Annotated in this window: 9 protein-coding genes; 1 reads left to right on the plus strand and 8 read right to left on the minus strand. The window is 68.8% G+C overall.

Annotated features, from left to right (window positions below; translation table 11 throughout):
- Positions 1 to 238: 238 nt before the first annotated feature.
- Together GGQ59_RS01150 and GGQ59_RS01155 are read right to left on the minus strand one after the other, a co-directional pair.
- Positions 239 to 2878, minus strand: coding sequence for a PAS domain-containing sensor histidine kinase (locus GGQ59_RS01150; RefSeq protein WP_183815064.1), 2640 nt, complete (start codon positions 2876 to 2878; stop codon positions 239 to 241).
- 177 nt (positions 2879 to 3055) lie between these two features.
- Positions 3056 to 4378, minus strand: a complete 1323-nt coding sequence (locus GGQ59_RS01155; RefSeq protein ID WP_246408227.1) for a leucyl aminopeptidase family protein — start codon at positions 4376 to 4378, stop codon at positions 3056 to 3058.
- A gap of 90 nt (positions 4379 to 4468) precedes the next feature.
- Here GGQ59_RS01155 and GGQ59_RS01160 point away from each other — a divergent pair, with 90 nt between their 5' ends.
- Positions 4469 to 5482, plus strand: coding sequence for a tetratricopeptide repeat protein (locus GGQ59_RS01160; protein WP_183815068.1), 1014 nt, complete (start codon positions 4469 to 4471; stop codon positions 5480 to 5482).
- Between the two features lie 354 nt (positions 5483 to 5836).
- On the opposite strand, the gene GGQ59_RS01165 is transcribed toward GGQ59_RS01160, so the two are convergent.
- The 6 genes from GGQ59_RS01165 to GGQ59_RS01190 are packed head-to-tail and all read right to left on the minus strand — an operon-like array spanning position 5837 to position 13028.
- Positions 5837 to 6841: a type II secretion system F family protein gene (locus GGQ59_RS01165; protein ID WP_183815070.1), complete on the minus strand. Its 1005-nt coding sequence runs from the start codon at positions 6839 to 6841 to the stop codon at positions 5837 to 5839.
- A 46-nt stretch (positions 6842 to 6887) separates the two neighbouring features.
- Positions 6888 to 7874, minus strand: a complete 987-nt coding sequence (locus tag GGQ59_RS01170; RefSeq protein ID WP_183815072.1) for a type II secretion system F family protein — start codon at positions 7872 to 7874, stop codon at positions 6888 to 6890.
- A gap of 3 nt (positions 7875 to 7877) precedes the next feature.
- Entirely contained in the window at positions 7878 to 9377 is a 1500-nt protein-coding gene (locus GGQ59_RS01175) for a TadA family conjugal transfer-associated ATPase (protein ID WP_183815074.1), read from the minus strand.
- 9 nt (positions 9378 to 9386) lie between these two features.
- Positions 9387 to 10871, minus strand: a complete 1485-nt coding sequence (locus tag GGQ59_RS01180) for a CpaE/TadZ family protein (RefSeq protein ID WP_221400818.1) — start codon at positions 10869 to 10871, stop codon at positions 9387 to 9389.
- Positions 10872 to 10929: 58 nt separating this feature from the next.
- Entirely contained in the window at positions 10930 to 11541 is a 612-nt protein-coding gene (locus GGQ59_RS01185; RefSeq protein WP_183815076.1) for a CpaD family pilus assembly lipoprotein, read from the minus strand.
- Between the two features lie 14 nt (positions 11542 to 11555).
- Positions 11556 to 13028 carry a type II and III secretion system protein family protein gene (locus GGQ59_RS01190; protein ID WP_183815078.1) on the minus strand — a complete coding sequence of 491 codons (1473 nt, stop codon included), beginning with the start codon at positions 13026 to 13028 and terminating at the stop codon, positions 11556 to 11558.
- Positions 13029 to 13074 lie beyond the last annotated feature (46 nt).

Genomic DNA, 13074 nt, shown 5'->3' on the forward strand with positions numbered 1-13074 from the left:
CTTCGGGCGGCAAGCCGACGACGAGCCGGTGAAGGACTCGCACGGTAGTGGCGGCGGCGAGCAGCATGCCGGCGATCGCGCCTTCTCCGTCCGTCGCGAGCCCGGCGGCAGGCGGGCCGAAGCTCGAAGAGGCGAGGTCGGGGTTGTGGACGTGCCTTCCGACTGCCCGGTCATGACCGCGTCCGGCAGCCGCCGCGCCATCGCCTTGCTTCCGGGCAGGAGGCGCCGCGCAGCCCGGCTAGCCTGCCGCCCGGGCCGCCTCTTCGATCACGTCGAGCGAGACCGCATCGTCCTCGTCCTCGTCCGGCAGGACGAGGCCGGCGTCCTGGCCGGGGCCTGCGACGGGGAGGTAGCACGATACGGTCGTGCCCGACCCTTCGGCCGAGGAGAGGCGGACGAGGCCGCCATGGAGCTTGACGAAGGAGTTGACGAGGGTGAGCCCGAGCCCGGCGCCCGCGTTCCGGCCCGCGACCTCGAACCGGTCGAAGATCTTGCCCTGGTCCTCGAGGCTGACGCCCCGGCCCGTGTCCCGCACGGAGATCGAGACCGTGTCGTTCTCGCGCAGCGCCTCGAGCACGACCTCGCCGCCGGGCTCGGTGAAGGAGAAGGCGTTGTTGAGGAGGTTGAAGACCACCTGACGCAGACGCTTCTCGTCGGCCATGATCGAGCCGACGTCGGGCGCGCACTCGACCCTGAGGCGGACATCGGCGTCCTCGGCCTTCAACGTGGCGAAGGTCGCCGCCTTCTCCAAGAGGCCGCGCACGCCGACCTCGCGCATGTCGAGATGCATCTGCCCCGCATCGATCGCGGCGAGGTCCAGGAGCTCGTTGATGCGGTCGAGCAGGCGGTGAGACGCCATCAGGATCGAAGCGGCGTAGTCCTTCTGCTGGTCGGAGAGGTCGCCCGCCATGCCCATCTCGAGGACTTCCGAGAAGCCGATGATGGTGTTGAGCGGGTCGCGAAGCTGACGCGAGACGTTGTCGACGAACTTCGTCTTGATGCGGTCCGTGTCCTCGAGGAGGCGGTTCCGGACCTCGAGTTCCTTCTGACGTTCGCGGCTGTCGGTGACGTTGAGGAAGGTGAGGAGCGTCGCGCCGTCCGGCAGCGGCGTGGTCGCGTAGAGGTAGGTCTTGCCGTCTTTGAGCGGGATCTCCTGGCCGACCATCAGGACCCGGTCCTCGGGCGCGAAGGAGACGATGCGGGTCTTGATCTTCGAGAACGTCCCCTCGGCCCCCGGGGCGTGCTGGAGGAGGTGCTCGGTGATCTCGTCGAAGTGGCGGTTCGCCATCTGCGCGTTCTCGAACGACCACATCGCCCGGAACGACTTGTTGTAGAGCGCGAGGCGGCCGTCCGCACCGAAGACGGCGACGCCCTCGGCGAGGTTGTTCAGGGTCGCGCGGTAGACGTCGATCTGCGCCTGAAGCGAAGAGCGCAAGGTCAGCTTCTCGGTCACGTCCTCGAAGACGACCGTGACGCCGCCGAGGCCGTGCCGCTGCGCCTTGACGTTGAGGGTGACGCCGCCCGGCAGGTTCCAGATCTCGTCGGGCAGCGCGCCTTCGGCGGCGGAGGAGGTGTCGGAGGCCTCTTCTGTGTAAAGACGAAGCTGGCTCTTCTTCCAGGCACCGAAGTCCGCCTGCGCGGGCAGGAGCCCCTTGTGGCGCAGCCGGTCGAGGACCTCGCCATGGCTCGGCCGCGCGCGAAGCTCGGCGTCGTCGAAACGCCAGAGGTCGAGGAAGGCCTGGTTGTAGTACTCGAGCTGCTGCTGGCCGCCGAAGACCGCGACGGCGGAGGGGATCTGGTCGAGCGTCTTGCGGTGGGCGTCCTGGTGGCGCCGCAGGTCCTCCTGCGCGCGGTCCTGACGGGTCACGTCGATGGCGACGCCGCCCAAAGCCGCGTCGCCTGCCCCGTGCATCGCCGTCTCGATGATGCGCAGCACGCGGCGCTGGCCGCGCACGATCACGGTGGCGACGTCGTCGACGGCCCTGCGGCCCGAGCGGCTCATCTCCTTCTCGGCGCGCTCGGCGAGGGCGCGGAAGGCGGGATCGATCTCGATCTGCTCGTCGATGACCTGATCCATGTTCACGGCCTCGACCATCTCGACATAGGCCCTGTTGACCCATTCGAGCTTGAGGTCGGAGCCGCGGCGCCAGGCGGCGAGCGGGGCGCGGTCGAGCTGGTTGAGGGCGCCGTGAAGGTCGGCGGCCCTGTCGCGGGCGTGGCCGACGACGCCCGCCTCCTCCGCGAGGCGCACGGCGGGGTCGGTCAGCCACAGCGTGACCTGGTCGCCTGCGACGCGGCCGTCGCAGTCGATCGAGCGGCCCTCGTCCGTGACGACCGAGCCCGAGAAGCTCACGCCGTGGCTGCGAAGCGCGAGGACCTTCTCGCGCAGCGGCTTCATCGAGTCCGCGTCCTCGTCGACGGGCAGGTCGCCGAAGGCGTCGAGAAGCGCGTCGGCGGGACGGAAGAAGGCTTCGGGGTCGTCGCGCGCGAAGGTCAGAAGGCTCGCGAGCGCCGCAGGCCCGCCGAGGACGCGCGGGTTGCCCCAGCCCTCCTTGATGTCTTCGAAGGCGTCGTCCCAGACGAGGACGAGGCCGGGGTGGCTGGCGAGCACGCTTTCCGAGCGCTCCAGCCGCGCCTCCATGGTGGCGAGGCGGCGGGACCAGTCGACGGTCGCGGTGCGGGAGGCCGCCGACATGCGCACGCCCCAAAGGCCGGTGGCGAGCGCGAAGAGCACCGCGCCGCCCGTCACCGCGATCGTCGGGTCGAGCACCGGCAGTCCCGGCAGCGCGAAGCCTGCCTCCTGGGCACATGCCTGCGCGGCGAGGCCCGCGATCGCCGACGCGCCGCAGCCCAACGCCCATCTCAACCCGCGCCGCATAGAAGCTCCGCCCCGCTCAAGGTCGATGCCTCGGCGGTCCGGACGCCGCCGATGGCAAGAGGTCATTAACCAATGGGGCACCCTCGGATCCATCGGTCAATGAAAGGTTAACGGTAAACGGTCTAACTCTAAAGAACGCTTCACGGAAGCCAGTCCGGGTTGTGCCGCCGGCGCGCCTCAACCCGCCGCCAGCACGCCGAAGACGGCGCGCATCCCCATCGCCTCGCCGCCCAGGGGCCGTCCCGGCCGGGCCGAGGGGGTCCAGGCGTAGATGTCGAGGTGGGCGTAGGGCACGGTGCCCACGAAGCGGCGCAGGAACAAAGCCGCGGTGATCGAACCGGCGAACGGCGTGTCGGCGGCGTGGTTCACGTCGGCGATCGGACTCTTCAGGTAGTCCTGATAGCGGGACCAGAAGGGCATCGGCCAGACGGGGTCGGCCACCTCGTCCCCTGCCCGCCTCACGGCGTGGGCGAAGTCTTCGTCCGTCGCGTAGATCGGCGGCAGGTCCGGACCGAGCGCGACCCGAGCGGCGCCCGTCAAGGTCGCGAAGCTGACGATGCGGTCCGGCGCTTCCTCCGCCGCGTAGGCGAGCGCGTCGGCGAGGATGAGACGTCCCTCCGCGTCGGTGTTCGAGATCTCGACGGTCTGGCCGTCCCGGGCGCAGAAGACGTCGCCCGGCCGGAAGGCGTTTCCGGCGACCGCGTTCTCGACCGCCGGGACGAGGACGCGCAGCCGGACCTCGAGGCCCGCCGCCATGACGAGCGTGGCGAGGCCGAGGACGTTGGCGGCGCCGCCCATGTCCTTCTTCATCAGCCCCATGCCCTTGCCCGTCTTGATGTTGAGGCCGCCCGTGTCGAAGCAGACGCCCTTGCCGACGAGGGTGACCGAGGGACCGCTCTCGCCCCAGCGCAGGTCGAGGAGCCGCGGCGGCGTCGCGGCCGCGCGGCCGACCGCGTGGACGAGAGGGAAGCCCTCCTCGAGCGCCGCGCCTTCCGTCACCTCGATGTCGGCACCGTACGTCTTTGCCAGGCGGCGGGCGGCCGCCTCGAGGTCGGCGGGGCCCATGTCCTCGGTCGGCGTGTTGACGAGGTCGCGGACGAGGTAGGAGGCTTCGACCTCGCGGGCGAGGCGGTCCGTGTCCGCGCCCGCCGGCAGGATCAGGGTCGGGACGGGGGCGCCCTTCTTGTAGCGCTCGTAGCGGTAGGCGCCGAGCGCCCAGGCGAGCAGATCGAGGTGGCCGGTCTCGCCCTCGACGCGGTAGTCGCCCTCTCCGAGCGCTGCCGCGGCCGCCCCGAGGGCCAAAGGCTCGCTGCCGTCGCCCGTGCCGACCAGGACCTCGTCCTGAAGCGCGAGGACCTGACCGAGCCCGCCCTCGAAGCGCGCGCGCGCCGCGACGGCACCGAGGTCCGAGCCCTGCGCAGCGGGCACGAGGCGAAGCGGCACGGCCGCCTCGTAGCGGTCGTGATCGTGGGCGACGAGGCAGTCAGGCAGGCGGGGCATGGGCGCTCCTTGGGAATGCATGTCTCCCTTTAAGACTTCCTTCGGCCCTCTTGGCGATAGTGCGCAGCGAAGACCGTCCGAGGGACAGCCATGATTCCGCGCCTTCTCGCCGCAGCCTCACTCGCCGCGCTCTGCGCCTGCGCCAGCGTGTCGGGCAGCGGCCTGTCGCCCGACGAGCTGACCGTGATCGGCCAGGAAAGCGGTCCCGACGGCCTGGACCCCATCGCCGAAGCCGCCTTCTGGGGCACGCGCTACGACCGGAACCCGTCCGACGCAACGATCGCGACCTCGTTCTCGCGCGCGCTCCGCTCCATCGAGAACAACGAGGAATCCCTGCGCGTCATGGGCCAGATGGCGCAGCGCGCCCCCGAGGACGCGCGCGTCCAGCTCGAATACGGCAAGTCGCTGATCGCGAACGAACGCCCCTACGAAGCGGTGCGCCCCATCGAACGCTCGATCGAGCTCGGCCTCTACGAGGACTGGTCGGCCTACTCCGCCTACGGCGTGGCGCTGGACAAGACCGGGCGGCACCGCGACGCGCGCGAGCAGTACGACCGCGCCCTCGCCCTGTCGCCGGGCAATGCGCAGGTCCTGAACAATAAGGGCCTCTCCTACGCGCTGCAGGGCGACGGCGGGATGGCCGAGCGCACGCTGCGCGCGGCCACGGGCGGCCCGGGCGGCACGGCGCGCATGCGCCAGAACCTCGCCCTGGTCCTCGGCCTCAACGGCAAGACGGGCGAGGCCGAGATGCTGGCGCGCTCCGACCTGCCGCCGCGCGTCGCCGACGGCAACGTCGCCTACTTCCGCAGCCTCGTCGCGCAGCCCTCCTATTGGGGGGGGCTGACGCACCAGAACGCGGACCTGCCGAACTTCGACGAGCTCGGCCCGGAGACGCCGACCTACGAACCGGCCGCGGCCGCCAACACGGCACCGAAGCCCGCCGGCAAGCCCAAGCCCGCAGACGCGCCGAACGAGGTCGAACCCTTCGAACCCGCCGAAGGCAAGCCCGCCGCCGGCGTCAGCGCGAGCGCCGACGCGAAGGCCGACACGCAGGTCGCCGCGACCGAAGCGCCGATGGCGCTGTCGTCCGAAGACGGGGTCTGACCCTCCGTCCCGCGCGCCGTTCCCGCCGAGATCGGGCAGAGCTAAACACAAAGGCCGGATCGCTCCTGAGGGCGGTTCGGCCTTTGTGTTTAGCTCTGCGATCGACGAGGACATCCGGTGTCCCTGCTCTTCCCGGCCGGTGACGTCTCACGGGCCCGGAGGCGAGCGCCGCCGTGCGAAGGGCCCCTCTGCGGTGCCTTGGCGAACCGTAGTTCGGCTGAGGCACCGCTCACGGCCAACGCCGCGAAGGCCGGAGGAAGAGCGGAGGACGCGGCCCCCCGGCCTTAGCCGAGACGATGTACCAGGACGCATGCGGGGACTAAGCGGACGCGCCCCGAGAGGCCGGGCTTCGGCCTATCGATCCATCGGCGCGGTCTCTTCGCTCTCCATCCCCTTGCCGGTCGCGGTCATGACCGCGGGGCCGAGGATGACGACGAAGAGGACGGGCAGGAAGAACAAGATCATCGGCACGGTGAGCTTCGGCGGCAGCGCGGCGGCCTTCTTCTCGGCCTCCTGCATGCGCATCTCGCGGTTCTCCGCCGCCATGACCCGCAAGGACGAGCCGAGCGGCGTGCCGTAGGTCTCGCACTGGATGAGCGCGGTGGTGACGGCCTTGATGCCTTCCAGGCCGGTCCGTTTGCCAAGGTTCTCGTAGGCGATCCGGCGGTCGGACAGGTAGCTGAGCTCCGCGGTCGTCAAACCGTACTCCTCGGCGAGTTCCGGGCTGCTCGCGGCGACCTCCTGCGTCACCTTCTGCAGCGCGGCCTCGATCGACATGCCGCTCTCGACGCAGATCAGGAGGAGGTCGAGGCTGTCAGGGAAGGCGAGCTGGACCTTCTGCTGACGCTTCTGGACCGCGTTGGTGACGTAGATGTTCGGCAGGTAGAAGCCGAGCACGGGACTTCCCCCGGTGATCAGCAGGCGCATGAAGTTGCTGAGCTCGCCCACGTTCAACACGTACATGTAGAAGGCCGACGCGATCAGCATGATGACCGGCATGACCACGCGCGCGGCCATGTAGGTGACGACCGGGCGCTCGCCGCGGAAGCCCGCCATGGTCAAGCGCGCACGGGCGGCGTTCGCGTCGAAGACCTCGAGCAGCTTGAACTGCTGCACGAGGCTCTTCGCGGCGCCGCCCGCCGCCGCGTTGCGCAGCGTGGGGCTCTTCTTGCCTGCGATCTCGGCGCGGGACTGCTGGCGGAGGTTCTCCTTGTAGTCCGCGACGCGCTTCGCGCGCTCCCTCATCGGATCGGTCTGAAGGAGCGGCGCCAGCAGCGTGAACGCGGTCGCGGCGGTCGCGAGGGCCGCGAGCACCGCGATCTGGTTCTGCCGGTCCGTGACGGTGTCGACGAAGCTCATCTTTGTTCCGCTCAGACTGAAGACCGCGGCGCGGCGCCGCAGCCGATTACACTTTGATGTTGATCATGTTCTTCATGACGAGGACGCCGCAGCTCATCCACAGGCCCGCCCCGAGCAGCAGCATGTTGCCGAACTTGGTCGTGAACAGCGGCTCGAGATATTCCGGGCTCGACAGGTGGACGAGCGTCGAGACGATGAACGGCATGGCGCCTAGGATCGCGGCCGAGGCCTTCGCCTCCATCGAGAGCGCGGCGATCTTGCCGAGCATCGACTTGCGGCTCCGCAGCACGTTGGAGAGGTTGCTGAGCGCCTCGGCGAGGTTACCGCCGGTCTGCTGCTGGATCAGGAGGACGATCGAGAAGAAGTTCACCTCGCCCACCGGCATGCGCTTGTACATCCGGTCGAGCGACTGTTCGAGGCTGAGGCCGAGACGCAGGCCTTCGGTCAGGAGATGGAACTCGGTCCGGACTGGTTCCTGCGCGTCGCGGGCGATGATCTTGAGGCACTCGTTGACCGGCAGGCCCGACTTGATGCCCCGCGTGATGACGTCCATCGCGTTCGAGAACTCTTCGACGAACTTCTTCTGGCGGGTCTTGCGCTTCTTCGCGATGAACCAGCGCGGGAAGCCGAGGCCGCCGACGATCAGCATGGCGCCGATGACCCAGGGCTTCTGACCCGTGATGATGCCGATCGCGGCGAAGACGAGCCCCACCACGGCCGAGATCATGTAGAAGTTCCGTACGGTGAGATCGAGGCCCGCCTGCGCGATCATCGCTTCGAGGCCGACCCGCTTCTTCTTCTCGGCGGCGGCCGCCTCTTCGATCTTCCTGAGGCTGTCGGCGACGTGCTTGCGCCGCTCCTTACTCGCGTCCTGACCGCCCTGCGCGGACTTCTTGGTTTGCCGGCCGGTGCCGGTCACCATGTTCGCGCGCTTCTTCGCCTTGTCGTTCTCGGAAGGCGCGAGGAGGACGAAGGCCAGGATGCCGAAGGCGACGAGCAGCCCCGCGCCGATGATCAGGGTCTGCTGATCCATCGGTCAGCCCGCCCCGGCGGCGTCTAGCGCCTCCGCCAGCTCGCCGTGGCGCCCGTAGTAGCGGGCGCGGTCCCAGAAGCCGGGACGCGCAATGCCGGTCGACTTGTGCCGGCCGAGGATCTTTCCGTTCTCGTCCTCGCCGCCGTCCATGTCGTAGACGAAGAGGTCCTGGGTGATGATCGTGTCGCCTTCCGTACCCAGCACTTCCGTGATGTGGGTGATCCGGCGCGAGCCGTCCCGCAGGCGCGAGGCCTGGATGATGACCTCGACGGAGCCGACGATCATCTCCTTGATGGTCTTCGACGGCAAGCCGAGCCCGCCCATGGTGATCATGGATTCAAGACGCGAAAGCGCCTCGCGCGGGGAGTTGGCGTGGAGCGTTCCCATGGAGCCGTCATGGCCGGTGTTCATCGCCTGCAGGAGGTCGAAGGCCTCGGGACCACGAACCTCGCCGACGATGATGCGTTCGGGACGCATACGGAGACAGTTCTTGACGAGGTCGCGCATGGTGATCTCGCCCTGCCCTTCCAAGTTCGGCGGGCGCGTCTCGAGCCGGACCACGTGCGGCTGCTGCAGCTGAAGTTCGGCTGCGTCCTCGCAGGTGATGACGCGCTCGTCCTCCTCGATGAAGGAGGTCATACAGTTCAGGAGCGTCGTTTTCCCCGAGCCCGTACCGCCGGAGATCAGCGTGTTGATCCGGCAGGCGCCGATGATGCCGAGGACCTGCGCGCCTTCCGGGCTGATCGAGCCGAACTCGACCAGGTTGTTGATCGTCAGCTTGTCCTTCTTGAACTTCCGGATGGTGAGGGCGGCCCCGTCGATCGACAGCGGCGGCGCGATCACGTTCACACGGGAGCCGTCGGGCAGGCGCGCGTCGCAGATCGGCGAACTCTCGTCGACGCGGCGGCCGACCTGAGAGACGATCCGCTGGCAGATGTTCATCAGCTGCGCGTTGTCGCGGAAGCGGACGTTGGTGAGCTGGATCTTGCCGTTGACTTCGATGAAGGTCCGGCTCGCGCCGTTGACCATGATGTCGGCGATGTCGTCCCGGGCGAGCAGGGGCTCGAGCGGGCCGTAGCCGAGGACGTCGTTGCAGATGTCCTGGAGCAGGGCTTCCTGCTCCGAGATCGACATCTGGAGGCCCTTGATCGAGATGATCTCGTTGACGATGTCGCGGATCTCTTCGGCCGCCGACTCCATGTCGAGTTGGGCGAGCTGGCTGAGGTCGATCGTGTCGATCAGCGCGTTGAAGATCGTCGTCTTCGTCTTGAAGTAGGTCTCGGATTGGCCGTTGTCGATCTGGACCTCGACCTTGGGCGGCGGCGCCTTGGGCGCGCTCTTGGGCGGACCGTCGCCCCTGCCCGCGCCCGGCTTCGCCGAAGGCTTGGTCGCCGGCACCTTGGCGGCGGGCTTCGCGGCGGCAGGCTTCGGCGCTGCGGGCTTGGGAGCCGCGGGCTTCGCTGCCGTCTGTTGCGCGGGGGAGTCGCTACGCTTTCCGAACATGGATCGATCTTACCCGAGCATGCCGAAGAGGGACTTAACGCTACCGGACTTACCCTTGCCCCTGCCCTTGGCCGGCGCCTGGCCGGTCAGCTTCTGCGCGAGGTCGGAGAGGACGCCCGTCGTCTTCGATTTGGGCGCGGACTCGAACAGGGTCTGCGCGTTGGTCGCGGCGGTCCCGAACACCTGCGGCTCGAAGGGCAGCACGGCGAAGGGCTCGACCTCGAGCGCGTCGGCGAACTGGTCGGCGCTGACCTCCGGGCGCCCCTTCACGCCGGTCTGGTTCAAGACCAGGATGGGCTTGGAGTCGTTGCTGCGGGCGGGCCCCACCGTCTCGAAGATGTTCTTCGCGTTGCGGAACGCCGCGAGGTCGGGCGTGGCCGTCACCACGATCTCGTCCGCGGACAGAAGCTGCTGCCGGGTCCAGCCGCTCCAGACGTGCGGCAGGTCGATCGCCACGGACGGCGCGGCGCTGCGGACGATGTCGACGACCCGGTCGAAGCTCTCGATCGGAAGGTCGTAGTCGCTCTCGAGCAGGTTCGGCGCGCCGAACAGCGATAGGCGGTCCGTACACTTCTGCAGCAGCCGGTCCAGGAGGACGTCGTCGAGACGGTCGGGGGCGCTCAGCGCTTCGGCCAAACCTTGGCTCGGGTCCTGCTCGAAGTCGAGCGAGCCCGTGCCGAAGGCGAGGTCCATGTCCATCAGGATGGTGTCGGACAGGCATTGCTCCGCGATCGCCCAGGCCACGTTGTGGCAGACCGTCGAGGAACCGACCCCGCCCCGCGCGCCGACGAAGGCGTAGGTCCGGCCGACCGGCGCCGCCGACGGATCGGCGTAGAGGCCGCTGATCATCGAGATGATCTGAAGCGGCGAGCGCGGCGCGACCAGATAGTCGCTCACGCCCCGCTCGATCAGCGTGCGGTAGAGCTTGATGTCGTTGACGGCGCCGACGACGACGACTTGGGTCGTCGGATCACAAACCTCGGCGAGCGCCGTGAGGCCCTCGAGGAGGTCTTGGGCCGACCTGTCGGCTTCGAGCACGATCAGGTTCGGCGTCGGTTGCGAGGCGAAGATCTGCGCCGCGGTGAACGCGTCGCCGCTCTGGATCGTCACATGCGCCTTGGCGAGCCTGCGATCCGCCGCCGCCTGTCCCACCAGCGTGGTCAGGCCTTCGGTGTTGCAGAAGGCATGAATGTTGATCCGCGGGACGGGCGACAGGTTGAGATCGCCGAGGTCTTCGGCGACGGGCGCGGCAGCGTCGGGGAGCTCGATCGCCTCGAGCGCCGGCGGAACCGGCACGTCGAAGGCGGGTTCCGGCTTCGCCTCTTCGGCAACGTCGGCGGTGAGCGGCGGCAGGAAGGCGTCGAGGCCGTCCTCCTCCTCCAGCAGCTTCTGAAGCTCCGCCTCGTCGAGGTCGTCGAGCGCCGAAAGGTCGAGGTCGTCGAATTCGTCGAGCTCGTCCACCGGGGGAAGAGCCTTTGCAACGTTGGCTGTCATCTCGTCTTCTCCTGATGGTTCGGAACGGGGAAAGGCTCTCCTCACCCCGTCTCTCCTGTTAGTCCTCTGAGGTGTCCGCGACCGCCGAGACGAGGCCCGCATCGCCCGATCCGTCCGGCGCGGCCGGCCGTTGCAGGTCTCGCGGGTCCGCGATCATCGCCGCGAGGTTGCTCTGCGCCGCGCAGCCGAAATTGTTCGAAACGCCATTGCTGAGCCGCCGGCCGACCTCGCCGCCGAAGCGCCCGCATGCCGGTCCGCTCGCAACGTAGCTGGTGAAGGAAAGAACGACCTCGCGGCCGTTGCCGCCGCGCATGGTGGCGCCGCGCATTTCCTCATACGGGATGCCGGACGCGAAGAGCGCCGTGCGAACGTCGGCGGCCGTCTGCGCGCCGAGGCGGTCATTGCCGCCCGAAGGCGCCGTGACCGTGATCGGGCCGTGTCCCCGCGTCCGGTAGGCATTCACGAAGGCGTCGATGTCGGCGAGCGCCGCACGGCTCAACCCGCTCGCCTCCGGATCGAGAGGCACACGGAGCGCCATGGTCTGCTGATCGACGGTCACCGGGTGACGCTCCTCGACCGGCAGGCGGGCTTCCGGGCTGGCGACGAGCGTGCCGCAGGCAGGCAGTCCGAGAAGGAGCGCCGCGGCGGCGAGGCGGGATGCGTGTCTCACGAGCGGTCTCCTGATCAGTCGAGAATGAAGCCCAGCGGGCCTTGCAGGCCGGCTTCGTCCACGCCGCGCGACCTGACGCCGAAGACGGATTCGAGGCGGCCGAGCAGCACCTGCTCCAGCGCGGCGGGCGGCGCGAAGCCGTCGGCGGGGTCGGTCAGCTGCGCCAGCGTCGTCGGCTCGACGAGGTAGGGGGTCGCGATGATGACCAGCTCCGTCTCGTTGTTGACGAACTCCTGGCTGCGGAAGAGCTGTCCGAGCACCGGCGCCTCTTTCAGGGCCGGCACGCCGTCGATCGTCTCCTGGATGTTCTCCTGCAGGAGGCCTGCGATGGCGAAGCTCGAGCCCGAGGACAGCTCGATCGTCGTCTTGGCCTCACGCGTGTTGAAGCCGGGGATCTGCGTCGTCGCGGCCCGGACGAACTCGCCTGTGACCGGATCCTCGATCATGCCGCCGCCGATCGTGGCGCCGAGGGCGTAGTTCACCTCCGAGACCGAAGTCTCGATGTCGAGGGAGATCGAACCTTTGGAGCGGACGACCGGCTGAAACCTCAGCTCGACGCCGAAGGTCTCCTCGCTGACGGTGATCACACCGTCCTGGGAGGCCACCGGAAAGAGGATCCGTCCACCCGCCAGGAACTCGGCCTCCTCGCCGGACATCGCGATCAGGCTCGGCTCGGCCAGCGTCTTGATCAGGCCGTTCCGCTCGAAGGCGTCGAAGGCGTAGTTGAGGTCGGTGATCTTACCGAAGCCGGGCGTCCCGACATCCGTCGAAAGGCCGTTGCCCGCGGGGCCCGCCGTTTGGACCGCGAAGCCGATATCCGTGTCCTTGATGCGCGCGATCCCGTCGAGGTCGACGCCGAGCTGACGCGTCAGCGAGCGCTGCATCTCGACGATGCGGACCTTCAGCATGACCTGGCCGGGCTCTCGCACGCTGATCATGTTCATGACCGTTTCGCCGTCGGCGCTGCCCGAGGTGAACCGGCTCGCGATCTCGACGGCGCGCTGCGCGTCGGCGGGCGTGTCGGCGGAGCCGTGCAGCACGATGTTCTCGCCGAGCGTCTCGACGGTGACGCGGCTCGAGGGAAGAAGCTTGGCGATCAGGTCTTCGATCACGTCCGCATCCTGCTCGACCCGGATCTCGAGGTTCAGGATCTGCTCGTCCTGCGCGTCGAAGAAGAAGGCGTTGGCCTGACCGGCGGTCCGGCCCATGACGTAGACGCGGCGGGGTGTGCGGATCACCGTCTCGACGACGGCAGGGTCGGACACGAGCACGTCCGACGCGGAGCGCGGCAGCTCGACGATCGCGGCCTTGCCGAGCGGCAGGACCAGGCTGCGCGAGGTCATGCTGTCGCCGCCGGTCGTCACTTCTGGGTCCTGGGCCGCATGCGCCATGTTCATCGCGCCCATGAGCGCGGTCGTGGCGACGGTCAGGGCGCTGGCCCAGCCGAGGAGGAGGCGGGCCGTCCGCTTCGCGATGATCTTGCTCATTCCGTTCCCCTAGGCTCGACTGCCCGGCGCGCCTTCGTTCCGTTCA

The sequence above is a fragment of the Parvularcula dongshanensis genome (assembly GCF_014199615.1).
Lineage (GTDB): Bacteria > Pseudomonadota > Alphaproteobacteria > Caulobacterales > Parvularculaceae > Parvularcula > Parvularcula dongshanensis.

Coding starts and splice junctions, on each gene's coding strand:
- GGQ59_RS01150 (WP_183815064.1), bottom strand. CDS start 2,878: ATGCGGCGCGGGTTGAGATGGGCGTTGGGCTGCGGCGCGTCGGCGATC.
- GGQ59_RS01155 (WP_246408227.1), bottom strand. CDS start 4,378: ATGCCCCGCCTGCCTGACTGCCTCGTCGCCCACGATCACGACCGCTAC.
- GGQ59_RS01160 (WP_183815068.1), top strand. CDS start 4,469: ATGATTCCGCGCCTTCTCGCCGCAGCCTCACTCGCCGCGCTCTGCGCC.
- GGQ59_RS01165 (WP_183815070.1), bottom strand. CDS start 6,841: ATGAGCTTCGTCGACACCGTCACGGACCGGCAGAACCAGATCGCGGTG.
- GGQ59_RS01170 (WP_183815072.1), bottom strand. CDS start 7,874: ATGGATCAGCAGACCCTGATCATCGGCGCGGGGCTGCTCGTCGCCTTC.
- GGQ59_RS01175 (WP_183815074.1), bottom strand. CDS start 9,377: ATGTTCGGAAAGCGTAGCGACTCCCCCGCGCAACAGACGGCAGCGAAG.
- GGQ59_RS01180 (WP_221400818.1), bottom strand. CDS start 10,871: ATGACAGCCAACGTTGCAAAGGCTCTTCCCCCGGTGGACGAGCTCGAC.
- GGQ59_RS01190 (WP_183815078.1), bottom strand. CDS start 13,028: ATGAGCAAGATCATCGCGAAGCGGACGGCCCGCCTCCTCCTCGGCTGG.